At 64.2% G+C, this 24683-nt stretch carries 22 protein-coding genes; 13 read left to right on the forward strand and 9 right to left on the reverse strand.

The features are described 5' to 3' along the window. The first annotated feature begins 79 nt into the window (after positions 1-79). Both fba and C1A13_RS05290 read left to right on the forward strand, forming a co-directional pair. Entirely contained in the window at positions 80-943 is an 864-nt protein-coding gene (gene fba / locus C1A13_RS05285; protein ID WP_101549804.1) for a class II fructose-1,6-bisphosphate aldolase, read from the forward strand. Between the two features lie 173 nt (positions 944-1116). After that, the gene (locus C1A13_RS05290; protein ID WP_101549806.1) at positions 1117-2085 is read left to right on the forward strand and encodes a hypothetical protein; all 969 of its coding nucleotides are present in this window, start codon (positions 1117-1119) and stop codon (positions 2083-2085) included. Positions 2086-2144: 59 nt separating this feature from the next. Here the strand turns inward: C1A13_RS05290 and C1A13_RS05295 are convergent, their stop codons facing one another. Next, complete coding sequence (locus tag C1A13_RS05295) at positions 2145-3212, reverse strand: hypothetical protein (protein ID WP_101549808.1); 1068 nt, start codon at positions 3210-3212, stop codon at positions 2145-2147. Between the two features lie 267 nt (positions 3213-3479). Here C1A13_RS05295 and clpB point away from each other — a divergent pair, with 267 nt between their 5' ends. After that, complete coding sequence (clpB, locus tag C1A13_RS05300; protein ID WP_101549810.1) at positions 3480-6086, forward strand: ATP-dependent chaperone ClpB; 2607 nt, start codon at positions 3480-3482, stop codon at positions 6084-6086. Positions 6087-6515: 429 nt separating this feature from the next. Here clpB and C1A13_RS05310 read toward each other — a convergent pair whose 3' ends face one another. Next, positions 6516-6746: a helix-turn-helix domain-containing protein gene (locus tag C1A13_RS05310; protein ID WP_101549815.1), complete on the reverse strand. Its 231-nt coding sequence runs from the start codon at positions 6744-6746 to the stop codon at positions 6516-6518. A gap of 119 nt (positions 6747-6865) precedes the next feature. Here C1A13_RS05310 and C1A13_RS05315 point away from each other — a divergent pair, with 119 nt between their 5' ends. Together C1A13_RS05315 and C1A13_RS05320 are read left to right on the forward strand one after the other, a co-directional pair. Continuing rightward, on the forward strand, positions 6866-7135 hold the full coding sequence (locus tag C1A13_RS05315) for a hypothetical protein (protein ID WP_101549817.1): 270 nt from the start codon (positions 6866-6868) through the stop codon (positions 7133-7135). A 40-nt stretch (positions 7136-7175) separates the two neighbouring features. Beyond that, positions 7176-7664: a GNAT family N-acetyltransferase gene (locus tag C1A13_RS05320; protein ID WP_101549820.1), complete on the forward strand. Its 489-nt coding sequence runs from the start codon at positions 7176-7178 to the stop codon at positions 7662-7664. A gap of 138 nt (positions 7665-7802) precedes the next feature. Here the strand turns inward: C1A13_RS05320 and C1A13_RS05325 are convergent, their stop codons facing one another. From C1A13_RS05325 to C1A13_RS05345, 5 genes are all read right to left on the reverse strand, one after another. After that, positions 7803-9656: an ABC transporter ATP-binding protein gene (locus C1A13_RS05325; RefSeq protein ID WP_101549823.1), complete on the reverse strand. Its 1854-nt coding sequence runs from the start codon at positions 9654-9656 to the stop codon at positions 7803-7805. Next, positions 9656-11338 (reverse strand): ABC transporter ATP-binding protein, encoded by a 1683-nt coding sequence (locus C1A13_RS05330; protein ID WP_367379712.1) that lies wholly within the window; start codon positions 11336-11338, stop codon positions 9656-9658. The genes C1A13_RS05325 and C1A13_RS05330 overlap by 1 nt, the downstream gene beginning before the upstream one ends. Before the next feature lie 32 nt (positions 11339-11370). Continuing rightward, on the reverse strand, positions 11371-11838 hold the full coding sequence (locus C1A13_RS05335; protein ID WP_101549826.1) for a MarR family winged helix-turn-helix transcriptional regulator: 468 nt from the start codon (positions 11836-11838) through the stop codon (positions 11371-11373). Between the two features lie 168 nt (positions 11839-12006). Next, positions 12007-13863 carry a M23/M56 family metallopeptidase gene (locus tag C1A13_RS15000; RefSeq protein ID WP_207654178.1) on the reverse strand — a complete coding sequence of 619 codons (1857 nt, stop codon included), beginning with the start codon at positions 13861-13863 and terminating at the stop codon, positions 12007-12009. Beyond that, positions 13860-14231 carry a BlaI/MecI/CopY family transcriptional regulator gene (locus C1A13_RS05345; RefSeq protein WP_101549829.1) on the reverse strand — a complete coding sequence of 124 codons (372 nt, stop codon included), beginning with the start codon at positions 14229-14231 and terminating at the stop codon, positions 13860-13862. The genes C1A13_RS15000 and C1A13_RS05345 overlap by 4 nt, the downstream gene beginning before the upstream one ends. A gap of 148 nt (positions 14232-14379) precedes the next feature. Here C1A13_RS05345 and C1A13_RS05350 point away from each other — a divergent pair, with 148 nt between their 5' ends. Genes C1A13_RS05350 through C1A13_RS05360 form a run of 3 tightly spaced genes read left to right on the forward strand, consistent with a single transcriptional unit; the run spans position 14380 to position 17291 of the window. Then, positions 14380-16125, forward strand: a complete 1746-nt coding sequence (locus C1A13_RS05350; RefSeq protein WP_172439177.1) for a bifunctional homocysteine S-methyltransferase/methylenetetrahydrofolate reductase — start codon at positions 14380-14382, stop codon at positions 16123-16125. After that, positions 16122-16910: a dihydropteroate synthase gene (locus C1A13_RS05355; RefSeq protein WP_101549834.1), complete on the forward strand. Its 789-nt coding sequence runs from the start codon at positions 16122-16124 to the stop codon at positions 16908-16910. Before C1A13_RS05350 ends, C1A13_RS05355 begins: the two co-directional genes overlap by 4 nt. Before the next feature lie 15 nt (positions 16911-16925). After that, positions 16926-17291 carry a VOC family protein gene (locus C1A13_RS05360; RefSeq protein ID WP_101549836.1) on the forward strand — a complete coding sequence of 122 codons (366 nt, stop codon included), beginning with the start codon at positions 16926-16928 and terminating at the stop codon, positions 17289-17291. Between the two features lie 47 nt (positions 17292-17338). Here the strand turns inward: C1A13_RS05360 and C1A13_RS05365 are convergent, their stop codons facing one another. Then, complete coding sequence (locus C1A13_RS05365) at positions 17339-18271, reverse strand: CAP domain-containing protein (protein ID WP_101549838.1); 933 nt, start codon at positions 18269-18271, stop codon at positions 17339-17341. A 376-nt stretch (positions 18272-18647) separates the two neighbouring features. Here C1A13_RS05365 and C1A13_RS05370 point away from each other — a divergent pair, with 376 nt between their 5' ends. Together C1A13_RS05370 and C1A13_RS05375 are read left to right on the forward strand one after the other, a co-directional pair. Beyond that, a complete protein-coding gene (locus C1A13_RS05370) occupies positions 18648-19640 on the forward strand; it encodes an asparaginase (RefSeq protein WP_101549840.1) in 993 nt (330 codons plus the stop codon). Between the two features lie 13 nt (positions 19641-19653). Next, positions 19654-19848: a hypothetical protein gene (locus C1A13_RS05375; protein WP_101549842.1), complete on the forward strand. Its 195-nt coding sequence runs from the start codon at positions 19654-19656 to the stop codon at positions 19846-19848. A gap of 326 nt (positions 19849-20174) precedes the next feature. On the opposite strand, the gene glmS is transcribed toward C1A13_RS05375, so the two are convergent. Beyond that, on the reverse strand, positions 20175-22001 hold the full coding sequence (glmS, locus tag C1A13_RS05380; RefSeq protein WP_101549844.1) for a glutamine--fructose-6-phosphate transaminase (isomerizing): 1827 nt from the start codon (positions 21999-22001) through the stop codon (positions 20175-20177). A gap of 449 nt (positions 22002-22450) precedes the next feature. On the opposite strand from glmS, the gene C1A13_RS05385 reads away from it, so the two are divergent. From C1A13_RS05385 to C1A13_RS05395, 3 genes are read left to right on the forward strand one after another with little or no spacing between them, the layout of a single operon-like run. Then, the gene (locus tag C1A13_RS05385; protein ID WP_172439178.1) at positions 22451-23359 is read left to right on the forward strand and encodes a magnesium transporter CorA family protein; all 909 of its coding nucleotides are present in this window, start codon (positions 22451-22453) and stop codon (positions 23357-23359) included. A gap of 15 nt (positions 23360-23374) precedes the next feature. Continuing rightward, positions 23375-23947, forward strand: a complete 573-nt coding sequence (locus tag C1A13_RS05390; RefSeq protein ID WP_101549849.1) for a cyclase family protein — start codon at positions 23375-23377, stop codon at positions 23945-23947. Beyond that, positions 23940-24581, forward strand: a complete 642-nt coding sequence (locus tag C1A13_RS05395; RefSeq protein WP_101549851.1) for a nucleotidyltransferase family protein — start codon at positions 23940-23942, stop codon at positions 24579-24581. Before C1A13_RS05390 ends, C1A13_RS05395 begins: the two co-directional genes overlap by 8 nt. The last annotated feature ends 102 nt before the right edge of the window (positions 24582-24683 follow it).

Consider the following 24683-nt stretch of genomic DNA (forward strand, 5'->3'; position numbering starts at 1 on the left):
TAGAACCATTGCACAACCGCGCCCGCGTCCGGCGGGCGCGGGACGTACCATTCCAACATATGATCGAGGAGGACGAAACATGTTAGTATCGGCGAAGGACATGCTTACCAAGGCCCATGAGGGACATTACGCGGTCGGGCAGTTCAACATCAATAACCTTGAGTGGACCAAGATGGCCCTGCTTGCGGCGCAGGAATGCAATTCCCCCATCATTCTCGGCGTCTCCGAGGGCGCGGGCAAATATATGTGCGGCTTCGAGACGGTCGCGGCGATGACCAAAGCGATGGTCGAAAGCCTCGGCATCACCGTGCCGGTGGCGCTGCACCTCGACCACGGCAGCTATGAGGGCGCCAAAAGGGCGATCGCGGCGGGCTTCTCGTCGGTCATGTTCGACGGCTCCCACTATCCGATCGAGGAGAACATCGAAAAGAGCAAGGAGATCATCGCGCTGGCCGCTTCCAAGGGCATTTCGGTCGAGTGCGAGGTCGGCGCGATCGGCGGCGAGGAGGACGGCGTCGTGGGCGGCGGCGAGGTCGCGGACCCCGCCGAGTGCAAGCGCATCGCCGACCTCGGCGTGACGATGCTGGCGGCGGGCATCGGCAACATCCACGGCCAGTATCCTGAAAACTGGAAGGGCCTCAACTTCGAGGTGCTCAGCGAAATCCAGAAGCTGAACCCGTCGATGCCGCTCGTCCTTCACGGCGGCACGGGCATCCCGGCCGACATGATCAAAAAGGCGATCTCGCTGGGCGTCAGCAAGATCAACGTCAACACCGAGTGCCAGCTCTCCTTCGCCGCCGCGACCCGCGGGTATATCGAAGAGGGCAAGGACCGGCAGGGTAAGGGCTTCGACCCCCGTAAGCTGCTCGCGCCCGGCTGCGACGCGATCAAGGCGACCGTCAAGGAGAAGATGGAGCTCTTCGGCTCGGTCGGCAAGGCGTAAAGCATAAAGAAAAAACATCCGCCGGCTAAACCGGCGGATGTTTTAGTTCTCACGCCTCCCCGGGACCCATACGTTTACGCCATTATTTTGTGCAGTCTTGCGCTATCTTTTCCCGCGTGAATCTGATATATTGACAGTAAAGACACAACGCCGCTCAGTTGGGAGGGGTTCTGATGTTCAAAAAGTTTTTCTCCGTTTTGCTGGCGCTCTTCCTGCTTCTGCCCGGGCAGGCCGTGTCGGCGCAGGAAGCCGATTCCCTCTTTAACCGCGCACTGCGGAAGGAGCCCTATTCTGTGCTCGACGGCCGGCTGACCATCCGGATGCCGGCCGGAACCGAGGACGCGGCGATGCAGCCCGATATCATGGGACCCATGTCCTCCTCTGCGCGCGAGACCCGGCTGATGTCGGAAAATATCGGCGGCGCGGAGTTGGTTGTGTATGCGCAGGAGATGTTCTGCTATTCCACCGGCGATTTTGTAAAGGATCTGGAAATCATCTTTTCATCCAACTGGGAGGACGCGGAGTTCGGTTATGAGCTGGCCTGCTCGGAGCCCGGTTTTTCGGCGGCAAAGCTCAAAATCCCCGCGACAGACCCACAGGGCGAAGCGATCCTCGTCAGTGCCGTGGTGGTGCGGACCGCCGACAACGGACTCATTATGCTCTCTTTTCTGGTCACGCCCGAGGCCTACCGCTCCCCCGATCAATGCCGTGCGCTCTGCGACCGGGTGATTGCCACGCTGAAGCCGGGGGAACGGATGCTGAACACCGACGCCCGCAGGGAGACGCTGGATGCCGCGGGATACCAGATCAGCCTCGACAAGGATTATGTGGTGATCGAGCAGTTCGGCGTAGATTTTTTGGTCTACTACATCGATAAAGTGACCCCGCTGGGCACATCGGCCCCGTCGATGGGCATCTATCTGGGCTTCCACCCTTCGACGGACGGGAAGCCCTACGGTACGCAGAGCAAGGGCGCCATCCTCGGAAAGTCGGTCGTCTGGTCCGCCTCCGACAATCGCGTGGAGACGCTCACGACGCTGAAGGGCGGCAGCATGATGCACATCTTTATCACTGCCGACGATCAGGCCGACCGCGCCGCCCTCAAGAAGATGGCGCAGTCCCTCCAGGTAAAAACGAAGTGATATGCACGGTGGTAAAAAGGCCCGGATTTCGCATGAAATCCGGGCCTTGCTTATTGCTTTCAGAGAGCCCCGGCGGTAATGATATAGTTGCCGAGCGTCCGGACCTTTGCCGAGAACGCTCCGCGCCCGTCGGAATCGGCGGTGTACTTGAAGCGGCTGGTCACGTCCTTGAGGTCGCCGGCTTCGGTCGCCTCATAGATGTGGATCTGCCTGTGGGGGACCGTCTCCTCGCCGTCGAAGGTGAGGTAGGGGTTCGTGAGGGTGAGCGTGCCGCCCTTCGCGTCGGGGTTGCCGCGGAAGAAGCGGGTGTACATCTCCCCGAGAGGGGCCGTGTGGTTGCGGCCGGTGTCGGCGCGACGGGTCGAAAGCTTGGGCGCGTAGAAGATGTCCGAGCCGGAGAGTTCGGCGACGATGATGTCCTCGTCCTCCCAGGTGTAGTCGCTGTCCCCCTCCTGGGTCGGGGTGAGGACGATGTCCTCCGCGCCGATCGGGTGCTCGACGTCCTTGAAATAGAAGAGGTCGCCGTACCAGTCGGGGCTGGTTTTCAGGTAGGAGGAGGGGAAGAGGGTGTCCTCGGTGATGCGCAGCGTGTAGTCGATGACGATCTTCGCGCCGCTTTTGACCGCCAGCTCGGAGGCCGTACCGGTGTTCGCGCCGAGCGGGGAGACGGGCAGGGCGGTGTCCTTGACGGCGGTATAGGTCACCGTGAAGCCGATGCCGGTGTTGTCGTACATCCCGTCCTTCGAGAGGGACACGACAAAGCAGGCGCCCGCCCCGACGATCGGCTCGTCCGACTGGCGGATCGACCGCGCGTTCATCGCGTTGGCGGTCGTCTTGACCGAGCAGCGGAAGGCGGAGGAGTCGTAGAAGGCGGAGGAATCGGTGACCCGCCACAGCTTGCCCGAGTCGTCGTAGACCCGCTCGTCCGCGGCGACGGTCAGCGTGTTGCCGTAGACCGAATTGCCGTTCGCGAGGTAGCGGTGGGGGTCATATTCATAGACCTTGGCGACGGCGGTCGTCTTGGAGTCGCCCGCGAGGGAGGGGGCTTTTTCCGCGGCGAAGGCGGGGGCCGCGAGGGAGAGCGCGCAGGCCAGCGCGAGCGCGGCGGCGAGAACGGAACGCTTCATATGAAATCCCTTCTTACAGATGAAAATTTTGGTGTAATCCTATGATATCCCCAAATCCGGCCCCCGTCAACCGCCGGGGGGCAAAGTTCAGAAACCGTTCAAATTCGCCGGGAATTGGGAAAAAACCAGGCACAATTCACAGGAAAAATGTTTACAATTTGTACTTGATTTCCCCTGCGGTTTGGGGTACTATAGAGTTAGCACTCAAGGCAACAGAGTGCTAAAACACCGTATCAAACAGCTTTCACATAAAGGAGGAGGGTGTCTATGAACGCTCAGAAATTCACCCAGAAGTCGCTCGAGGCGCTGCAAAGCGCACAGGACCTCGCGACCGAATACCAGAACATGCAGATCGAACAGCAGCATCTGCTCTACGCGCTGATCGCGCAGGAGGACGGCCTCATCGGCCAGATGCTCAAAAAGATGGAGATCGACCCCGCCGCGCTGCTCTCCGACGTGCGCGCCGAGGTCGAGCGGCTGCCGCGCGTCTCCGGGCCCGGCCGCGAGCAGGGCAAGATCTACGTCTCGCAGGAGGTCGACCGCGCGCTGGTCCAGGCGGAAAAGCTCGCCGACCGGATGAAGGACGAATACGTCTCGGTCGAGCACGTCATGCTCGCGCTGCTCGAAAACCCGAACGGCGCGCTGGGGCAGCTCCTTTCACGCTTCCGCCTGACGAAGGACGGCTTCCTCTCGGCGCTGGTGAGCGTGCGCGGCAACACCCGCGTCACCTCCGACACCCCGGAGGACACCTATGACGCGCTGAAAAAGTACGGCACCGACCTCGTCGAGCAGGCGCGCAGCCAGAAGCTCGACCCGGTCATCGGCCGCGACAACGAGATCCGCAACGTCATCCGCATCCTCTCGCGCAAGACCAAGAACAACCCCGTCCTCATCGGCGAGCCGGGCGTCGGCAAGACGGCCATCGCCGAGGGGCTCGCGCTGCGCATCGTGCGCGGGGACGTGCCCGAAAACCTCAAGGACCGCACGATCTTTTCGCTCGACATGGGCGCGCTGATCGCGGGCGCGAAATTCCGCGGCGAATTTGAGGAGCGCCTCAAGGCGGTATTGCAGGAGATCAAGAAGAGCGAGGGCAGGATTATCCTCTTCATCGACGAGCTGCACACCATCGTGGGCGCGGGCAAGACGGAGGGCTCGATGGACGCGGGCAACCTCTTAAAGCCGATGCTCGCGCGCGGCGAACTGCACTGCATCGGCGCGACCACCCTCAACGAGTACCGCCAGTACATCGAAAAGGACGCTGCGCTCGAACGCCGGTTCCAGCCGGTGCTGGTGAACGAGCCGACCGTCGAGGACACGATCTCGATCCTGCGCGGGCTCAAGGAGCGCTATGAGGTGTTCCACGGCGTCAAAATCCAGGACCAGGCGCTCATCGCGGCGGCGGTCCTCTCCAACCGCTACATCACCGACCGCTTCCTGCCCGACAAGGCGATCGACCTTGTGGACGAGGCGTGCGCGATGATCCGCACCGAGATGGACTCGATGCCGTCCGAGCTCGACGACCTCTCCCGCAAGATCATGCAGCATGAGATCGAGGAGGCGGCGCTCAAAAAGGAGACCGACCAGATTTCCAGGGAGCATTTGCAGGAGATCCAACGGGAACTCGCGGAAATGCGCGAGCGGTTCAAGGCGATGAAGGCCCGCTGGGAGAACGAAAAGAATGCGATCACCAAGGTGCAGAGGCTGCGCGAGGAGCTCGAGCAGGTGAACGCGGACATCGAGAAGGCCGAACGGGAATACGACCTCAACCGCGCCGCCGAGCTCAAATACGGCAAGCTCCCCGCCCTCCAGAAGGAACTGGAGGAGGAGGAAAAGCTCGCGGGCGCGGCGGAGAAGGACTCCACCCTCCTGCGCGACCGCGTCACCGAGGAGGAGATCGCGCGGATCGTCGGCCGCTGGACGGGCATCCCCGTGGCGCGGCTGATGGAGGGGGAGCGGCAGAAGCTGCTCCATATGGAGAGCATCCTTCATGAGCGGGTCATCGGCCAGGACGAGGCGGTCACCACCGTCAGCGAAGCGATCCTGCGCTCCCGCGCGGGCATCCAGGACCAGGGCCGCCCGATCGGCTCCTTCCTCTTCCTCGGCCCGACGGGCGTCGGCAAGACCGAGCTCGCCAAGGCGCTCGCGCAGGCGCTCTTCGACGATGAGCGCAACATCGTGCGCATCGATATGAGCGAATACATGGAGAAATTCTCGGTCAGCCGCCTGATCGGCGCGCCTCCGGGATACGTCGGCTACGAGGAGGGCGGCCAGCTCACCGAGGCGGTGCGCCGCAAGCCCTACTCGGTCGTCCTCTTCGACGAGATCGAAAAGGCCCATCCCGACGTCTTCAACATCCTGCTCCAGGTGCTCGACGACGGCCGCATCACCGACAGCCAGGGCCGCACCGTGGACTTTAAAAATACGATCATCATCCTGACCTCCAACCTCGGCTCGCCCCACATCCTCGAGGGGATCGACGAAGACGGCCGGATCACCGAGGAGGCCCGCAAGGCGGTGGACGGGCTGCTCAAGCAGCAGTTCCGCCCCGAGTTCCTCAACCGCCTCGACGAGATCGTCTTCTATAAGCCGCTGCAAAAATCCGAGATCGCGCAGATCGTCGACCTGCTCATGGCCGACCTGCAAAAGCGCCTCGCCGACAAGCAGCTCACCCTGGCCCTCTCGCCCGAGGCGAAGGAGTATATCGTCGACCAGGGCTACGACCCCGTCTACGGGGCGCGCCCCCTCAAGCGGTTCCTCCAGCACAAGCTCGAAACGCTCCTCGCCCGCATGATCATCGCCGAGGACCTTGCCCCCGGCACCCGGCTCGAGGCAGTCATGGAAAATGATGATTTGGCAATCAAGGCTGTTCCATAATAGGGAAGGGACGCGCCCGGCTGGGTGCGTCCCTTTTTTAATCAGTTTTAGATTTTCCGACCGGCGGTCGCGGGGCTTTCTTCGCGCCCCTACAGGGCGCTTTTGTTGTGCCGCCTTCGGCGGCAGGGATTGCCAGGTCCCGCCCCGGCGGGTGGCTTTGGATTTTCCGACCGGCGGTCGCGGGGATTTCTTCGCGCCCCTACAGGGCGCTTTTGTTGTGCCGCCTTCGGCGGCGGGGATTGCCGGGTCCCGCCCCGGCAGGCGGGTCCATTTCTTGATCGCCCAAGAAATGGACGAAAGAAGGGCGCTCAAGGGGGCTCACTTGAAGAAGATGGGGGCGCAAAGCTCGCCCCCTTGAGAATCCCCCGTCGCGTGGAGTCCGCCAGCCGCGGAAAGAAGACAAATGCCGAGGTATCAGCAAGAGGACGCCTACTGCGCCCGTTCGGGGTTCTCCGTCAGGCCCAGCAGGTAGTCGGTGGACACCCCGAAGTAGTCGGAGAGCAGCACCAGCCGTTCCAGCGAGGTGGCTTTCTTTCCACGTTCCATGTCGCTGATCTGCACGCAGGAAACCTGAAGAAGCTCCGCAAGCGCGGCTTGGGGAACGGCGCATTTCGTCCGGAGGGCGCGGATTCTCTGCCCAAAAATTTCTTTGTCCAGCATATCAAAATCCCCTTGAAAAATAAGCTCTTAGCGAATATAATACAATTAAGCTAAAAGCTAATACCAAATATTCTACTCTAAGGTAAATATCATTATATCATATCAGGAGGGGTTGCGCCATGCTGTCGGAAGAATTTGAAGAATATCTGGGCGCGATGTACGAGCGGGCGCACCAGCGATTCCGGGAGAGCGGGGAGAGCCGCCTTTTGCGCGGGCGGCTGGACGACTGTGAGGCGGCCTGCCTGCAAAACGTCCATCCCAACGACCATTTTTTCGTCCATGACCTGCTGGCGGCTCTTGCCGACGCGGAAAGTGCGGAGGCGGAATACCTCTACCGGCAGGGCTACGTGGACTGCGTGGAATCCTTAAAACAGTTGCATGTCCTCTGAAAAAGGTGTATAATTCCCCCGTCTGAAAGGGGTTTTGACAATGCAAGTGACCGTGAGGAAGTTCACCGCCGCCGACCTCCCGGCGATGACCGCCATCTGGAACGGGATCGTCGAGGAGGGGAACAGCTTTCCGCAGGACAAACCCTTCACGGAGGACGAGGCGCGGGAGTTTTTCGCGGCGCAGTCCTTCACCGGGGTCGCGGAGGCGGACGGGAAGGTGCTGGGGCTCTACATCCTGCATCCCAACAACGCGGGGCGCTGCGGGCATATCGCAAACGCCTCCTACGGGGTGGCGTCCGGGGCGCGGGGCCTCGGCGTGGGGGAAAAGCTGGTGCGTCATTCGCTGGAGATGTGCCCGGCGTGCGGATTCGTGGGACTCCAGTTCAACGCCGTCGTCTGCACCAATACGGCGGCGATCAAGCTCTATGAACGCCTCGGGTTCGAGCACATCGGCACGACGAAAAATGGCTACCGCTTCAAGGACGGCAGCTACGCGGACCTCTTCCTCTTCAATAAGCCGCTCATCTAGAATGAAGAATCCCCCTGCCGGCCATTGGCCGGCAGGGGGATTCTTGCGTCACGGGCGGCGCGCTGCCGGGAGGCGGAGCGCCCCACCTGAAACAAAAGTTTTTGGGGGTTCTAAGGGGGGATTTTTCAAAATCCCCCCTTAGTCGAGCTCCGCCACGCCGGTATAGAGCTGGTAGTAGCGGCCGTGCAGGGCGAGCAGGTCGTCGTGGCTGCCGCGCTCGATGATCTCGCCCTGTTCGAGCACCATGATGGCGTTCGAGTTGCGGACGGTCGAGAGGCGGTGGGCGATGACGAAGGTGGTGCGGCCCTCCATGAGCCGGTCGAGGCCATGCTCGATGTGGCGCTCGGTGCGGGTGTCGACCGAGCTGGTCGCCTCGTCGAGGATGAGGATGGGCGCGTCGGCGCAGGCGGCGCGCGCGATGTTGAGCAGCTGGCGCTGGCCCTGGCTGAGGTTTGCGCCGTCCCCCTCGATCACCGTGTCGTAGCCGTGGGGCAGGCGCATGATGAAGGAGTGCGCCGACGCGAGCCGCGCGGCCTGTTCGACCTCCTCGTCGGTGGCGTCGGGGCGTCCGTAGCGGATGTTGTCCCGCACGGTCCCGGTGAAGAGGTGGGTGTCCTGAAGCACCATCGCGAGCGACCGGCGCAGACTGTCCTTCTTGATCTGGCAGATGTCGATGCCGTCGATCGTGATGCGGCCCTCCGCGATGTCGTAGAAGCGGGTGAGCAGGTTGGTGACGGTCGTCTTGCCCGCGCCGGTGGAGCCGACGAAGGCGATCTTCTGGCCGGGCTTCGCGTAGAGGGAGATGTGGCGGAGCACCGTCTTTTCGGGGGCGTAGCCGAAGGTCACGTCCTCGAACCGGACGTCCCCGCGCACGGGGACGCGCTCGGCGGGGGCGCCGTCGTCGCGGTAGCGCTGCCAGTAGAAGGCGTGCCCGTCGCGGACGAGGTCGGCGGCGTGGGCGGGGTCGGGTTCCTCGACCGGCTCGCGCATGACCTCGTAGATGCGTTCCGCGCCCGCGATGGCGGTGATGACCGCATTGTACTGGCTGGACGCCTCGTTGATCGGGCGGCTGAACTGGCGGGTGAGCTGGAGGAAGACGACCAGCCCGCCGACGCTGATGAAGCCGAAGATCGAGAGGATGCCGCCGATGGCGGCGACGAGCGCGTAGTTGACGGTGGAGATGTTCATCATGACGGGCATCATGAGGCCGGAATAGCTCTGGGCGGTGGTGGCCGCCTCCTGGAGCTCGCCGTTGAGCTGGTCGAACTCCTCAAGCGCGTCCTGCTCGTGGCAGAAGACCTTGACGACCTTCTGGCCGGTGATGATCTCCTCCACATAGCCGTTGACGCGGCCGAGGTTGGCCTGCTGGGCGATGAAATATTTGCTGCTTACCTTCATGAGCCTGCCCGCGACGAAGAACATCAGCGGGGTCATGAGCAGCGTCAGGATGGTGAGCTGGATGCTCTTGGAGAGCATGAGCCCGAGGATGCCCGCGAGGGTGATGACGCTCGAAAAGAGGGAGGTCAGCGAGTTGGCGAGCGCGTCATTGAGGGTGTCCACGTCGTTGGAGAAGCGGCTCATCATCTCGCCGTGGGTGTGGGTGTCGTAGTAGCGGACCGAGAGGTCCTGCAGGTGGTCGAAGAGCTCCCGCCGCAGGTCGTTGATCGAACGCTGGGTGACGGTGAGCATCAGGCGGGTTTGCAGGTAGCTCGCGCAAACCGCGACGAGGTAGATGCACAGAAGGGTGATCACCCCTTGGAAAAGCCCTGTGAACCGCGCCGCGAGCGGGATTTCCGCGACCGGCTCGAGGAAGTTGTCGATGATCGGCTGGAGCATGGCGGTGCCCGCCAGCGAAGCGCCGATGTTGAGCAGCACCATGACCGCCGCGAGGAAGAGCGCCGATTTGCGGCGGCGCAGGTATCCCCACACGAATTTGACCGCCGCGCCGAAATTCTTCGGCTTCTGCTGGACGACGACTTTACGATGAGGCATTACGCATCCGCCTCCTTTTCCTGCTGGGAATAGTAGATCTCCTGGTATTCCTCGCTGCGCGCGAGCAGCTCGTCGTGGGTGCCCACGTCGGCGATCTCGCCGTCCGAAAGGATGACGATCTGGTCCGCGTCCTTCACCGACGAGATGCGCTGGGCGATGATGAATTTGGTGGTGCCGCTCAGCGCGGTGTCGAAGGCGTCGCGGATGCGGCGCTCGGTGGCGGTGTCGACGGCGCTGGTCGAGTCGTCGAGGATGAGGATGGGCGGCTTTTTGAGCAGGGCGCGCGCGATGCACAGCCGCTGCTTCTGCCCGCCCGAGACGTTGACGCCCCCCTGCTCGATCCAGGTGTCGTAGCCGTTCGGGAAGCCCATGATGAAATCGTGGGCCTGGGCGGCCTTTGCCGCCGCCTCGACCTCCTCGTCGGAGGCGTGCTCGTCGCCCCATTTGAGGTTGTCGCGGATCGAGCCCGAGAAGAGGGTGTTCTTCTGGAGCACCATGCCGACCTGGCTGCGCAGCGACTCGACGGTGTATTCCCGCACGTCGCGCCCGTCGATCAGCACGCGGCCCTCGGTGGCGTCGTAGAGGCGGGGGATGAGCTGCACGAGGGAGCTCTTGCCCGCGCCGGTGCCGCCGATGACGGCGACCGTCTGGCCGGCCTTGACCGAGAGGGTGATGTCCCGCAGGACGTTTTCCCCGTTGGCGGGGTCGTATTTGAAGGAGACGTGCTCGAAGGCGACGTCGCCGTGGATCGGGCACTCGCCGGCGCCCTGCTCGTCGGTGAGGTCGACCTCGGTGTTCAGCACCTCCATGACGCGCTTGTAGGAGGCGGAGGCGCGGGAGAAGAGGACGAACATCATCGAGAGCATCATGAGGGACATGAGGATCTGGAAGATGTAGTTGATGAAGGCGACCATCTCGGCGGCCTGAAGCTCCCCGCGGATGACCTGCCCGCCGCCGAACCAGATGACCGAGACGGTGGCGAGGTTCATGACGAGCATCATAACCGGCATGTTGAAGATGACGACGTTCATCGCGCGCAGGGAGGCGCCGGTGAGGGCGTCGTTGGCGGATTTGAACTTCCGCTTCTCATAGTCCTGCTGCACGAACGACTTGACGACGCGCACGTTGGTGAGGTTCTCCCGCACGCTGCCGTTGAGGGCGTCCATGCGCGCCTGCATCTGGTTGAAGAGGGGCAGGGCCGTCTTGATGATGAAGCCGAGCGCGAGCAGCAGGGTGGGGATGATGACGACGAGCACGACCGCCAGCCGGGCGTTCATCCGCAGCGCCATGATCATCGCGAAGACGAACATGAGCGGCGCGCGGATCATGAGGCGCAGGCTCATGATGCCCGCGTTCTGAAGGAGCGTCACGTCGTTGGTGAGACGGGTGGCGAGGGAGGCGGTGGAAAAGTCGTCGATGTTCTTGAAGGAGAAGGTCTGCACCTTCTCGAAAAGGCCGCGGCGCAGACCGGCTGCAAAGCCGACGCCCGCCCTGGCGGAATGGCGCGCGTTGCCGAAGCCCGCGACGATCGCGAGCAGCGCGAAGAGGATCATCAGCGCGCCGACGCCGAGGATGAAGGGGATGTTGCCCGTCTGGATGCCCCGGCCGACGATGTCGGACATGAGCGTCGGCTGGACGACCTCGCAGACGACGTCGAGCAGCATGAACGCGACGGCGATCATGACCGACTTTTTATAGGGCGCAAGGTAAGAGATCAGTTTGCGCAAGTGGGTTCCTCCTGTCCGTAGAGCTCCTGTTTGAGCCTGATCAGATTTTGCTGCATCCGCTGGTAAAAATGCACGATCTGGGAAAATTCCTCGGGGGTGAAGTCCCGGTACATCTGCTGGTTGACCCTGCGGATGGCGTGGTCCGCGCTCGCCGCGGCCCTGCGGCCCCTTTCGGTGAGTTCGATGCGGTTGGAACGCAGGTCGCCCGGGTCGGGCACCCGCTTGACGAATCCGGATTTTTCCATCCGCTTGAGGGAGACGGCGATGGTGGCTGGGCTGATGTGCAGTGCCTTGGCCAGGTCGGCCTGGTTGCACGCGCCCATCCTGCCGAGCGTGAAGAGCAGCGGCGGCTGTCCGGGATAGACGCCCCGGTCGCTCATCAGCCGGTTCATGCACTGCTTGTGCAGGGAGACAAGCTCCCAGTCGATGTGGATAACCTGATCGATTTCATCCATTGGAATCTGCTCCTGTCATGTTGCAAACACAGCAAAAAAATAGTTAGACAGCTAATCGTTAGCCGTCTAACTAATTTTATGCAGTGCCTACGGGAAAGTCAATAGATTTTGCCAGAGTTAACAATTTGTTCAGGATTCATCTGAGCAATCTATACAAACCCTTCCCGCTCAATCTTCGATGAGGGTGGAGGAGGATTCGTCCTTCACCTGATTCGGCGTCCCCGCGCCGGGCTGCGGCGCGGACCCCTCCGCCTCTTCAAAGGAGAAGGCGGGAGGCTCCACCGGCTCCCCGTTCAGGCGGACCTCAAAGTGCAGGCAGGGGCCCGCGGCGTTGCCGGTCGAGCCGGCCGAGGCGATCCGCTGGCCGGCCGCGACGGCGTCCCCGACCGCGACGGCGAGCTCCTTGCAGTGGGCGTAGAGGGTTTGGAAGCCGTCCCCGTGGTCGAGGACGACCCGGTAGCCGTATACGCCCTCCCAGCCGGCTTCGGAGACGGTCCCGTCCGCCGCTGCAAAGACGGCCTCGCCCGGCTCCGCCCGGTAGTCGACGCCCTTGTGTCCGAGGCCCTTGTCGAAGGGCGCGGCCACCGTCAGCCCGACAAGCGGCGGCGTGAGCCGCGGGGCCACGATGATCGAGGTCGGACCGTCCGCGCCGCCGATGACGGCGGGCGCGGAGGCGGCTTCGCCCGCGTCCCACGAGAGGCTCCCGTCAGCGAGTTCCTCGCCCGCACCGTCCAGCAGCGCGAACTCCACGTCATAGGAGAGCAGCTCCCCGCCGATCGGCGCGGTATAGGTCCCGCCGGGCCGCCAGTCGTTGGCGGCGGACTCCGCCTCAAACCAGTGGACGCTCATGGCGCCGTCCCCCATCGCGGCCCGCCCTGCGGGGTGGATGGACCACGCCCAGCCGTCCGGTAGCTCGTCCGGGATGGCGATGCGCAGCTCGCCCGACTCAAAATCAAAGACGACGCCGCCAGCGAGCTCCTTCGCCAGCCGCTCGGGGGAGGGGGCCAGCAGGCGGGAGCTTTCGGAGGGGGAAGCGGCTTCGGCGGGCGCGATCAGAAAGGTGGAGATCGACATCCCCACGAACCCGAGCAGCGCGGCGGAACAGACGGCCGCCGCGAGCAGGACCCGGGTCGATTTCTTGCAGTTCATCATGAGGGTGAGCCTCCTTTTGACATCCTCTTTGTGCAGGCTGAAGGGGGTGGAGAGAGGCGGGGCGGCGCGCACGGTCCCCATCGCGCCGAGGATCGCCCGGCCGTAGCCGCGCCGTTCGTCCGCGTCCATCGGCCGCGCGAGGCGTTCGTCGCAGGCGGGCTCGCAGAGCGCGTTGATCCGGTGCAGAGCGAGCCATGCGAACGGATTGAACCAGTGGACGACGCAGGCCGCCAGCCCCGCGAGCTTATAGAAGAGGTCCCCGCTCTTCAGATGGGTCAGTTCATGCAGCAGGATAAAGCGCAGCGCGTCCGGGTCTGCGGGCGCGTCGGGGAGCAGGACGCGGGGCCGCAGGAGCCCCACGAGCATCGGCGTGCCGGCGAGGGGGCACCGCTCCAGACGGACGGCGCGGCGGACGCGAAGCTCCTCCTTGCACGCGGCGAAGAGAGCGAGTGTCTCACGGTCCGCGACGGGGCGGCTCGTCCGCCGCAGGGCGCGGTGGAACCGGAGGGCCGCCCACGCGCGCTGCAAAAGCAGCGCGGCCGCGCCGCACGCCCACGCGAGCGCGGCCAGTTCCCGCCAGGAAAGCGGCGCGGATGCCGCCGCGGTTTCCGCGGCGGCCGTGGGCGGCCCCGCCGCGAAGCGCACCGCGGCAGCGGCGGGGGAGATCGCCTCCGATACGCCGGAGAGGGCGCCGGCGGGGAAGGGCAGCGTGACGGGCAGGAAGAAGAGCGCGAGCGCGACCAGCCAGATGTAGTAGCGCCACCGGGAGCCGAACTGCCGGCGGGTGAGGAAGGAGACGGCCAGGATGAGCGCCGAAACCGCCGCGCCGGTCAGCGAAAGGGGAAGGACGCGGGAAAAAAAGAACGCCGTCATTTCGCCCCCTCCCCGTCAAGCCAGCGGCGCAGCTCCTCGATCTCCGCGCCGGAGAGGGAGCCGGGGCTGCCGAGCGCGGCAAAGAAGCTCTGCACACTGCCGCCGTGCACCTCCCGCAGGAAGTCGCGCGTCTCCCCGGCGCGGTAGTCGGCCTCGCTCACCGCCACGCGGTAGAGGTTCTGGCCGCCGTGTTTTTCGCAGGTGAGCATCCCCTTGTCGACAAGGCGGGTCAGGAAGGTGGAGACGGTCTGGATTTTCCAGCCGCGGCGTTCGGAGAACGCCTCCACCAGCCCGCCCGCCGTAACGGGGCCGCTGCGCGACCAAATCTCCTGCATGATCGTGAATTCGGAATCGGAAAGCCTGTTCATACGGTCACCCCCGGATTGGTTACTACAGCTTGTAGTAACCAAATCATACTACAAGCTGTAGTAGATGTCAACCCGGTACTGGAAATTTCCGGCGGGATATGCTACAATCTACTGGAATCATATCCTGATACGGAAAGTTGGAACGTCCATGCCGCTTGATCCGTCCCGGCCGCTGCTCTTTGACGGCGCGTTCGGCACCTATTATTATTCCCTCACGGGGGATGAAGCCCCCTGCGAGCTTGCCAACCTCACTTCGCCCGACACCGTCCTGCGCATCCATCGGGAGTATCTCGCGGCGGGGGCGCGCGCGGTCAAAACGAATACCTTTGCCGCAAACCCCGTTTCCCTTCCCGACCCGGAGCAGCTCTCCCGGGTGATCGCGGCGGGCTGGTCGCTCGCGGAACAGGCGGCCAAAGAAACCGGCGCGCGCGTCTTCGCGGATATCGGCGGAAACAACGCGGAAACCGCCCCCGGGGACTATCTGGCGGTCGCGGAACGGTTCCTGGAGCTCGGCGCGCGGGAATTCCTCTTTGAGACGCTCGCCTCCTTCGACGAGGTCCTGCCCGCGCTCGGGCTGATCCGGGAGCGGGTCCCCGGCGCCGCGGTGTACGTCTCCTTCGCGGTGTCCCAGGACGGCTATTCGCGCCGCGGCCACTACTGCCGCGTCCTGCTGGAGGCCGCGGAAAACTGCCCGCTGGTCGACGCCGCCGGTTTTAACTGCGCCTGCGGCCCGAGCCACATGGCGAACCTCCTGCGCAATCTCGGCCCGCGCCGAAAGCCGCTGATCGCGATGCCGAATTCCGGCTATCCCTCGTCGATCAACGGGCGCGTCCTGTTTGAGGATAACGCCGGGTACTTCGCGCAGAAGCTGGCCGCGCTCTATGAGGCGGGCGCGGAGATCCTGGGCGGCTGCTGCGGCACGACGCCGCGGCACATCGCGCTGGCCGCGGAGGCGCTGGCCGCCGCGTCCCGTCCCGCGGGGACGGGACTGCCGGGGCCTTTGGTCCCCGGCCCGGGCGCTGCCGCGCCCGGCGGCGGCCGCCCCGGCGCGCGCCGCAAGACGATCGCGGTGGAGCTCGACCCGCCCTTCGACTATGACTGCTCCTTCATCCTCTCGGCCTCGGCCGAGCTCAGGCGCGGCGGCGTGGATTTCATCACGGTGACCGATTCGCCCCTCTCGCGCACGCGGGCGGACAGCCTGATGACGGCGGCCAAGATCAGGCGGGAGGCGGGGATCGAGGTGCTGCCGCACATCTCCTGCCGCGACAAGAACCACATCGCCCTGCGCGCGGGGCTGCTGGGCGCGGCGTTCGAGGGGATCTCGCATGTGCTTGTGGTGACGGGCGACCCGCCGACGCAGACCGAGACGCGCGGCAGGGACGGGGTGTTCCATCTGAGCTCCTTCGATCTCATCTCCTACATCCACAGCATGAATTCCGAGGTGTTTTCAAAGGCGCCCTTTGTGATCGGCGGGGCGCTCAATGTGAACGCGGTCAATTTCCCGCGGGAGCTGGAACGCGCGAAGAAAAAGCTGTCGCTCGGCGCGTCGGCGCTCTTTACCCAGCCGATCTTCAGCGACGCGGCGGTGGAGAACTTTCTGACCGCGCGCAGGGAGCTGGACTGCCGGCTTTTTGCGGGGATCCTGCCGGTTGCGGGATATAAAAACGCCCTCTTCCTCATCAACGAGGTGTCGGGCATCGAGATTCCGCCCCGGGTGGTGGAGGCGCTCCGGGACAAGACGCCGGAGGAGGCCGCGAAAATTTCCATCGCCTACAGCGCGGGCATTGCCCGGCGGGTATACGACGCGGCGGACGGGTTTTACATCATGACCCCGCTGCGCAAAATTGCGATCGTGCAGGGGCTGATCGAAGAAATCAGGAGGGAAGAAACATGATCTTAATCGGAGAGAAGCTCAACAGCTCGATCCCCAAAACCATGGAGGCGTTTTCGGCGCACGACGAGGCGGCGGTGATCGGCCTGATTCAGGCGCAGGCGGACGCGGGCGCGGAATATCTCGACGTCAACACGGCGATCTGCGGAGGGGAGGAGCTCGCGGCGATGCTCTGGGTGGTCGCGCTCATCCGGGAGCACTCCTCCTGCGGCATCATGATCGACACGGCGGACCCGGCGGTGATGGCCCAGGCGGTGCAGGCCGCTGCGGGGACGCCGCTCATCCTCAATTCGGCGACGCTGACCGACCGGTTCGACGAGGTGACGGCGCTCGCCCATTCGAGCGGCGCTTCGGTGGTGGGCCTGCCGATCGACGGTGAGATGCCCCACACCCTCGAGGAGAAATGCGAGAAGCTCGCCGCGCTTGTGGAAAAGCTGCGCAAGGCGGGCCTCCCCGACGAGCGCATCTATGCGGACGTGCTCATCGAGACGCTGGCCACCGACGGCGCGAGTGCGAAGAACGCGGTGGGCGCGGTCCAGTTCATGGCGCAGAACTACCCGGACGTCAGGACGACCTGCGGGCTTTCAAACATCTCGTTCGGCCTGCCCCGGCGTTCCCTCATCAACAGCGCCTTCCTCTCGGCGGCGATGATGGCGGGGCTTTCGAGCGCGATCCTCGACCCGGTGAGCCCGGCGATGCAGGACGCGCTGGCCGCCGCGAAGGTGGTCGCGGGACAGGACGACTACTGCATGGACTACATCACCCACATCCGCGGCGGAGAACTGTAACAAGGAGGAATCGATATGATCCGTTTCAACCACTTCAATTTCAACGTCCTCGACCTGCAAAAGAGCCTCGATTTCTACCGCGAGGCACTCGAGCTGGCCCCCGTGCGGGAGAAAAACGCGGCGGACGGCTCCTTCAGGCTCGTCTACCTCGGCGACGGGGAGAGCGACTTCACCCTCGAGCTCACCTGGCTGCGCGACCGGAAGGAGCCCTACAACCTCGGCGAGCTCGAATACCACCTCGCGTTCGTAACCGACCGGTTCGACGAGCTGCACGAAAAGCACGCGCGGATGGGCTGCATCTGCTTTGAAAACCCCGGCATGGGCATCTATTTCATCCACGACCCCGACGGCTACTGGATCGAGATCGTCCCGCAGAGATAAAGAAAGGGAGGCGGACCGTGAGGTCCGCCTCCCTTTTTGCCGCAGGCTCAGGGCAGCTCGGCGAAAATCGTCGTCGCATAGCCCTTGGTGACGCCGCCCCGCTCGGAGACATAGACGCCGATCCCCACATGGGTGAAGTTCGGCCGGATGATGTTGTCGTAATGGCTGGGGCTGTTCAGCCACCGGTCCATATAGAAGTCCGCCGAATAGGCGTTGTCGACGCTGGGGTCGTCGTACTCGGTCATGCAGAGGTTTTCGCCCGCCGCCGCGAACTTGACCGGCACGTCCTCGGTGATGACGGTGCTCCATGAATCCCCGTTGGGCCGGGTGTGGTCCCAGTGACCGGTCTTGCAGAGCTCCCGGCTGCGGATGCGCGCCGCCGACTGCAAATCGCCGTCCATCTTGACCGGGTCGAGCCCTTCGGCCTCGCGCTCCTCATTGATGAGCGCGAGCAGGTCCTTCTCCACCTCGCTGCGGAAGTTCATGCCCGAGACCTTTGTGGTGGTTTTCTGCGCGGCTTTCTGTTCGGCGGCTTCCTTCTCCGCCGCCTCTTTCGCGGCCCGTTCGGCGGCTTCCTTCGCGGCCTGTTCCGCCGCGGCCTGCTCGGCGGCTTCCCGCGCGGCCTGTTCCGCCGCGGCCTGTGCGGCTGCTGCCTGCGCGGCGGCCTGCTCCGCCGCCGCTTTCTCGGCCGCTTCCCGCGCGGCCTGCTCCGCGGCGGCGATCTCTTCGGGTGTGGGCACCGGAGGCGCGATGGAGGAGACCTCCGCCGGTTCCGATGAGGCCGCTTCAGAGGAGGCTTCCGACGAAACCTCGGAGGAGGCGTCGGAAGAGACGGCCGAGGAAGCCTCCGAAGAGGAGATTTCCGAGGAAACGGCCTCGGAGGAGACGTCCGCCGGGGCGGGGTTTTCCGATTCCGCAGCGGGCGCGCCGCAACCGGACAGCAAAACGAGAAACGCCACGAAGACGGCCAGTTTTTTCATATCCAGGACTCCTTTGGGAATGGAGTGCCGCGCACCCGGAAAAGGGGAGCGGTCCTGCTTTTATCCTAACACAAACTTCCACGCGGTTCAATGGAAGATCCCGTAATTTTTCCCCGGATACAAAACGTCCCCATCCGGTTGGGATGGGGACGTTTTTTAAGAAAAGGAGAGAAAGAAAAGGGAGGAGTAAGTTTGTTAAATATCTAACGTCTTTGTACGGCTTTATCTTACCACCGGGGCGGGAAAAAATCAAGAGGAAATTGTTAAAAAAATATCATTTATTTGTGAAAAAATTGTGTCGCCCCGGCGCGGTTGAAAAAGACGCGCTGTGCATGTATAATGAAAGGCGGAAAAGAGCGAAAAAGGGGGATGCGCGGTGAAAAAGGTGCTGCTGCTGGCGACGGGGGGGACGATCGCGTCCCGGCCGGGCGAGAGCGGGCTCGAACCGGAGCGCGCGCCCGCCGAACTGCTGCGCGCGGTCGGCGAGCTGGAGCCGTGGTACGACGTCACCTACCGCGGCATCCTGAACCTGGACAGCTCGAACATCCAGGCGGAGGAGTGGCAGCTCATCGCGCGCAGCGTCTACGACGCATTGGAGGATTATGACGGTATCGTCGTCACCCACGGCACCGACACGATGGCCTATACCGCTTCGGTCCTTTCCTTCATGCTCCAAAACCTGCAAAAGCCGGTCGTCCTGACCGGCTCCCAGCTGCCGGTCGGCACCCCGCTGTCCGATGCGCGCAGCAACCTCGCCACCGCGCTGGCCGCCGTGGACAGCGACGTGCGCGGCGTGAGCATTGCCTTCAACCACAAGATCATCCGCGGCTGCCGCGCCGTCAAGGTGCGCACGATGGGCTTCGACGCGTTCGAGAGCGTCAACAGCCCCGACCGCGGCGAAATCCTTGCGAGCGGCGTGCGCCTTTACGGACGCCGCCAGCCGCCCGCGGACGGTCCCTGCGTCCTGAAGGACCGGCTATGCAACGACGTCTTTCTGCTCAAGCTTATCCCCGGCACCAACCCCCGCGTCTTCGACAGCCTGCTCGGCCTCCAATACCGGGGCGTGGTGCTCGAGGCGTTCGGCGCGGGCGGGCTCCATTTCATCCGGCGCGACCTCTCCGCCGAGGTGCGCCGCCTTGTGGAGAACGGCGTCTCGGTCGTGGTTTGCAGTCAGTGCCTCTATGAGGGCAGCGATTTTTCCATCTACGAGGTAGGCCGCAAAATCCTCGACACCGGCGTCATCCAGAGCCGGGACATGACCACCGAGGCCGCCGTCACCAAGCTGATGTGGGCGCTCGGCCAGACGGACGACCCCGCCGGGGTGCGGCGGATCTTTGAAACCAACTATGCGGGGGAGATCACCCTGTAAGGAGGAAGGATTTTTGGAACTGCTGTTTTCCTCGTCCACGGCGCTCATCGCGCTGTTCGCGGCGGTCTGCCTCCTCGGCGCGCTCCATCTCTGGCGCGACCGGATGCCCGCCGCCCTGCGCGTCGCGCTCGGAATCCTGCTCGTGCTCATCGTGCTCGGCTTTTTCGGCGCGCTCTGCTGGACGATCGCTACCGGCGGAAACCTTTAAAGGTTTCCGCCGGTAGCGGGACCCGGGGGGACCTTTCGGGAAAGTTCCCCCCCGGACCCCCTTCAAAGCGTTTGGTTCAGGCCGGCCGCCCCGCCCTTGGCCCTCCCGCCGTCCGTGCGGGAGGGCTTCTTTCGTGCCGCCGGACGGCTCGCCGGGGACGCGGGGGCGGCGGAAAACAACGCCCTCCGGGCGTTTGTGCGAAAGCTCCGCTTTCGCGCACGCGCGGCCCCGCCGCGCGGTTTTCCGCCCGCCCCGCCCCTTCCGCCGCACGAAGACAAGGGAGGGGGCGCCGCTTTCGCGGCGCCCCCTCCCGGTTTTCACGCGGATTATTCCACGGTGACGCTCTTGGCGAGGTTGCGGGGCTTATCGACGTCGCAGCCGCGCAGGACGGCGGTGTGGTAGGCCAGCAACTGGAGCACAATCACACCGACGACCGGCATGAACAGGTCGTCGAGCGCGGGCAGGTCGAGCCGCTTGGAGTAGATTTCCGGATCGACCTCGAGCCCCTGCTTGCAGACGAGCAGGACGTCGGCGCCGCGGCTATGCACCTCCTTGATGTTGCTGACCATCTTGGGCAGCAGCGTCTCCTGGGTGGCGACCGCCACGACCGGGACGCCCTCGGTGACGAGGGAGATGGTGCCGTGCTTGAGCTCGCCCGCCGCATACGCCTCGCAGTGGATGTAGCTGATCTCCTTGAGCTTGAGGGAGCCCTCCATCGAGAGGGCATAGTCGAGCCCCCGCCCGAGGAAGAAGAGGTCGCGCAGCGATTCGTAGCGCTTGATGTACTCCTTGATCTCCACATTGAGGCCGAGCACATCCTTGGTGGTTTCGATGGCGTCCAGCAGGCCGGAGGTGAGCTCGCGCGCCCGCGCGTCGTCGACGGCACGGTTGGCGAGCGCAAGCCGGATGGCGATGAGGTACATCACCGAAAGCTGCACCGAATACGCCTTTGTGGAGGCGACGGCGATTTCGGGGCCCGCGAAGGTGCGGATGACGTAGTCCGCCTCGCGCGCGATGGACGAGCCGGTGACGTTGACGACGGCGAGGGTGGTCGCGCCGCGTTCCCGCGCGAGGCGCAGGGCCGCGAGGGTGTCGGCCGTCTCGCCCGACTGGGAGATGAGCAGCACGAGGGAGTGCTTGCCGAGGATGGGATCGCGGTAGCGGAACTCGGACGCGATGTCGCACTCGACGGGGATGCGCGCCAGCCGCTCGATGAGGTTTTTCCCGATCATGCCCGCGTGCATGGCGGTGCCGCAGGCCACAATGGAGATCGTGTCGAACTGCCGCCAGAACCCCTCGGGGATATCGTCCTGCGCCTCGAAGGAGGGCAGGCCGTCCGAGATACGCGGATGCACCGTGTCGGCGAGCGCGCGGGGCTGCTCGTAGATCTCCTTGAGCATGAAGTGGTCGTAGCCGCCCTTCTGCGCCTGCTCGACCGACCATTCGGCGGTCAGCATCTGGAGCTTTGCGGGGGAGCCGTCCGGCTCGAAGAGGGAGATGCCCTCCCGGTCGATGCGCACGATCTGTTTTTCCCCGATCAGCGCGTAGCGCCGGGAATAGGGCAGGATGGCGGGGACGTCGGAGGCGATGAAGGTCTCTCCCTCGCCCGCCGCCGCGATAAGAGGGCTGCCCAGCCGGGTGGCGTACACCTCGCCGGGGCGGTCCGCGAAGAGGATCGCAAAGGCGTAGGAGCCCTCGAGGATGGCCTGCGCCTCGGAGATCGCGGCGATGGGGTCCCCGTGGTAGAGGGAATCGATGAGCTTCGCGGCGACCTCGGTGTCGGTGCGCGAGAGGAAATCATACCCCTCGCCGAGCAGCCTGGAACGCAGCTGCTGATAGTTTTCGATGATGCCGTTATGCACCAGCGAGAGCTTTTCGGTGGCGTGGGGGTGGGCGTTTACGTCGGAGGGCTCCCCGTGGGTGGCCCAGCGGGTGTGCCCGATGCCGCAGCCGCCCGCCAGCCCGGGATGCTCCGCCTTCAGCCGGTCGGCCAGGTTTTGCAGGCGGCCCTTCGCCTTGACGGTGACGATGCCGTCCCCGTCAAAGACCGAGACGCCGGCGGAGTCGTAGCCGCGGTATTCCAGCCCCGAAAGGGTATCAAGAAGGACGCTGACGGCTCTTTTGCCGCCGGCGTAACCAACAATTCCGCACATAGGTACCTTTCTTTCCCGCGCGGCAATCCGTTCTGTAAAGGGCCCCGTCCGCGCCGCGCGATGCGGCCGGGCGCCCGGTGAAAATTTCAGATTCGACTTCCTGCCCTCCTGCCTGTCGATCCGGTTGCCCGGAAGTTTTCAGGATGGCTGCGCTCGGAAGCAAAACGGGGAGGCACCCGCCGAACAATTTCGATTAACCTCCCACCTCGTCAACCGCCGGAGCGGTTCTGGCGCTTGCGTATAACGATCTCAGCTGTCTGTCACCTCCCTGCGTAAAATTTTCCCTGCCCTCCTTTCCGATGATTTACTGGAATTATAGCAAACTTCCCCTGGAAACACAAGCAATGCATTCTATGCGGATTTACGCGCGGATGCTACAAACGGCGTGGATTTTGCGGGGAAACCGTGTTAAAATGGGAGGGAATCTGAAAGAAACCGGAGGCGGGAGGATGGTCTATCTCATCGAAGCGGGGGAGCTGCGCCCCGACCGGCCGGACGCGGCGGGAAAACGGGTGTGCGTCACGGATTTTTCCGCGCTGGCGGAGGCGGCCGGGGTCCTCGGGGAGGATGTGCACATCCTTGAAGGGTGTCTGCGGGGCAGGATGTCCAAGTACGAAAGCCATGAACGGTTTGATTACCTTTCGGTGTCGGTGTGCGACGCGCGCGACCCGCTCGCGCCGCCCATGCGCCTGTGCGCCTTCCTGACAAAGGACGCGCTGGCGATCCTGTCGGACGGTACGGGCGAGACGGGGAAGGCGCTCGCCGGGCTCTGTGTGCCGGGGACGCGCTACGGGGAACCTGCCCGGCTGATCTGCGCCTGCCTCGACCGGCTCACCGCCGACGACTATCTCGCGCTTGAATCGATCGAGCGGGAGGTCACGGGGCTGGAGGAGGCGCTGCTTTCCTCCCGGAATCATGACTATTGCATCAGGGAGATCGCCGGACTGCGCCGCCGCCTGATGGCGCTCAAAAGCTATTACGAGCACCTGATCGCCATCTGCGAAGGGGTGCGGGAGAACGAAAACGGCGTGGCGGACAAGCATACGCTGCGCGCCTTCCGCCTGCTGGAGCAGCGGGCGGCGCGGCTGGGAAACAGCGTACTCAACCTGCGCGACTATGTCACCCAGGTGCGCGAGGCGTACCAGGCGCAGGTGGACATCGACCTGAACAAGATCATGAAGGTCTTTACCGTCATCACGGCGATCTTCCTGCCGCTGACGCTCGTAGCGGGCTGGTACGGCATGAATTTCAAGATGCCCGAATACGGCTGGCGCTTCGGCTACCCGTTGGTGATTGCGGGGAGCCTTATGGTGGTGGCGGCGCTGCTCATTTACTTTAAACGGAAAAAATGGTTTTAAGGGAGGCGGATGGATTTGCTGATCGATCTGAGCGTCAAGGTGACGCGCCAGGCGGACAAGGACGCGCACGGGAATGAGAAGCAGGCGTCCTTCGGGCATCTGGGGACCCACTTCGACGTGATGGACAAGGAGTTCCCGCTCGCGTTCACCCGGCGGGAGGGCATCGCGTTCGACGTGTCGGGCGTGGAGGGGCGCGACATCGGGACGCGGGACGTCGACCTCTCGCCGGTGGAGGCGGGGATGTTCGCCGCTTTCCGTACCGGCTTCATCGAGCGGGAACCCTACGGCACCCGCGCCTATTTCACCGGGCATCCGCAGCTTTCCGACGCGCTCATCGACGCGCTGCTGGAAAAGGGCGTGTCGATCATCGGCGTCGACTGCGCCGGTGTGCGGCGCGGCGGAGAGCACACCCCCAAGGACCAGTACTGTGCCGACCGGGGAGTGTTCATCATTGAAAACCTCTGCAATCTCGGAGAACTGCTCGGCGGGGAGAAGACGGCGCGGTTTGTCGCACGGACCTTCCCGGTCAATTTTGACGGGATGACCGGTCTGCCCTGCCGGGTGGTCGCGGAGGTGGACGATGGTTGACATCAACCGCTGGACGGCGGATTTTATCAATAAGCTGCGCGCCGCGTTCGGGGAACGCCTGCGATTTGCGGGGCTGCAGGGGAGTTACCGGCGCGGGGAGGCCACCGAGAAGAGCGACATCGACATGGTGGTCGTGCTCGACGGGCTGACGCCCGCGGACCTTGCGCGGTACCGTGCGCTCGTCCGGGAGATGCCCGAGGCGGACAAGGCCTGCGGCTTTCTCTGCGGGACGATGGAATTGCAGGCATGGCCCGCGCATGACCGTCTTCAGCTCTGGTACGACACCCGCCCTCTGTTCGGGAGCTTGGACGGGCTCGTTTCGCCGCCCGGCGGCGGGGACGTGCGGCTCGCTCTGCGCGTGGAGGCGGCCAACCTCTACCACGCGGCCTGTCACAGCTATGTATTCGGAAGCGCGGACGACCTGCCCGCGCTGGAAAAGGGCGCGTTTTTCCTGCTGCGCACAAAATGTCTCGCAAAGACCGGAATCTATGCCGCCGACCGCCGGGAGCTCCGCTCCCTGGCCGGGGAGGAGGGCCGCGCGGTGCTGGAGGCGCGGGGCGCCGCCGATGAACGGTTTGCGCGCCTCATCGGCTGGTGCGCGGGGATTCTGGAGCATTTGGAGCCCGCCCCATAGGAGGATTCTTAGGATTTTCGCCCCGGGTGATTTGGATTTGCCGCGCTGCGTCCGGCAAGCCTTTTTCGCGCCCCTCCGGGGCGCTTCAGATGTGCCGCCTTT

Source organism: Anaerotruncus massiliensis (ex Togo et al. 2026) (genome assembly GCF_900199635.1).
Classification (GTDB): domain Bacteria; phylum Bacillota; class Clostridia; order Oscillospirales; family Ruminococcaceae; genus Anaerotruncus; species Anaerotruncus massiliensis.

Excerpts from the sequence above, each read along its gene's own strand:
- fba (WP_101549804.1), top strand. The coding sequence starts at position 80 with ATGTTAGTATCGGCGAAGGACATGCTTACCAAGGCCCATGAGGGACAT.
- C1A13_RS05290 (WP_101549806.1), top strand. The coding sequence starts at position 1,117 with ATGTTCAAAAAGTTTTTCTCCGTTTTGCTGGCGCTCTTCCTGCTTCTG.
- C1A13_RS05295 (WP_101549808.1), bottom strand. The coding sequence starts at position 3,212 with ATGAAGCGTTCCGTTCTCGCCGCCGCGCTCGCGCTGGCCTGCGCGCTC.
- clpB (WP_101549810.1), top strand. The coding sequence starts at position 3,480 with ATGAACGCTCAGAAATTCACCCAGAAGTCGCTCGAGGCGCTGCAAAGC.
- C1A13_RS05310 (WP_101549815.1), bottom strand. The coding sequence starts at position 6,746 with ATGCTGGACAAAGAAATTTTTGGGCAGAGAATCCGCGCCCTCCGGACG.
- C1A13_RS05315 (WP_101549817.1), top strand. The coding sequence starts at position 6,866 with ATGCTGTCGGAAGAATTTGAAGAATATCTGGGCGCGATGTACGAGCGG.
- C1A13_RS05320 (WP_101549820.1), top strand. The coding sequence starts at position 7,176 with ATGCAAGTGACCGTGAGGAAGTTCACCGCCGCCGACCTCCCGGCGATG.
- C1A13_RS05325 (WP_101549823.1), bottom strand. The coding sequence starts at position 9,656 with ATGCCTCATCGTAAAGTCGTCGTCCAGCAGAAGCCGAAGAATTTCGGC.
- C1A13_RS05330 (WP_367379712.1), bottom strand. The coding sequence starts at position 11,338 with ATGATCGCCGTCGCGTTCATGCTGCTCGACGTCGTCTGCGAGGTCGTC.
- C1A13_RS05335 (WP_101549826.1), bottom strand. The coding sequence starts at position 11,838 with ATGGATGAAATCGATCAGGTTATCCACATCGACTGGGAGCTTGTCTCC.
- C1A13_RS15000 (WP_207654178.1), bottom strand. The coding sequence starts at position 13,863 with ATGACGGCGTTCTTTTTTTCCCGCGTCCTTCCCCTTTCGCTGACCGGC.
- C1A13_RS05345 (WP_101549829.1), bottom strand. The coding sequence starts at position 14,231 with ATGAACAGGCTTTCCGATTCCGAATTCACGATCATGCAGGAGATTTGG.
- C1A13_RS05350 (WP_172439177.1), top strand. The coding sequence starts at position 14,380 with ATGCCGCTTGATCCGTCCCGGCCGCTGCTCTTTGACGGCGCGTTCGGC.
- C1A13_RS05355 (WP_101549834.1), top strand. The coding sequence starts at position 16,122 with ATGATCTTAATCGGAGAGAAGCTCAACAGCTCGATCCCCAAAACCATG.
- C1A13_RS05360 (WP_101549836.1), top strand. The coding sequence starts at position 16,926 with ATGATCCGTTTCAACCACTTCAATTTCAACGTCCTCGACCTGCAAAAG.
- C1A13_RS05365 (WP_101549838.1), bottom strand. The coding sequence starts at position 18,271 with ATGAAAAAACTGGCCGTCTTCGTGGCGTTTCTCGTTTTGCTGTCCGGT.
- glmS (WP_101549844.1), bottom strand. The coding sequence starts at position 22,001 with ATGTGCGGAATTGTTGGTTACGCCGGCGGCAAAAGAGCCGTCAGCGTC.
- C1A13_RS05385 (WP_172439178.1), top strand. The coding sequence starts at position 22,451 with ATGGTCTATCTCATCGAAGCGGGGGAGCTGCGCCCCGACCGGCCGGAC.
- C1A13_RS05395 (WP_101549851.1), top strand. The coding sequence starts at position 23,940 with ATGGTTGACATCAACCGCTGGACGGCGGATTTTATCAATAAGCTGCGC.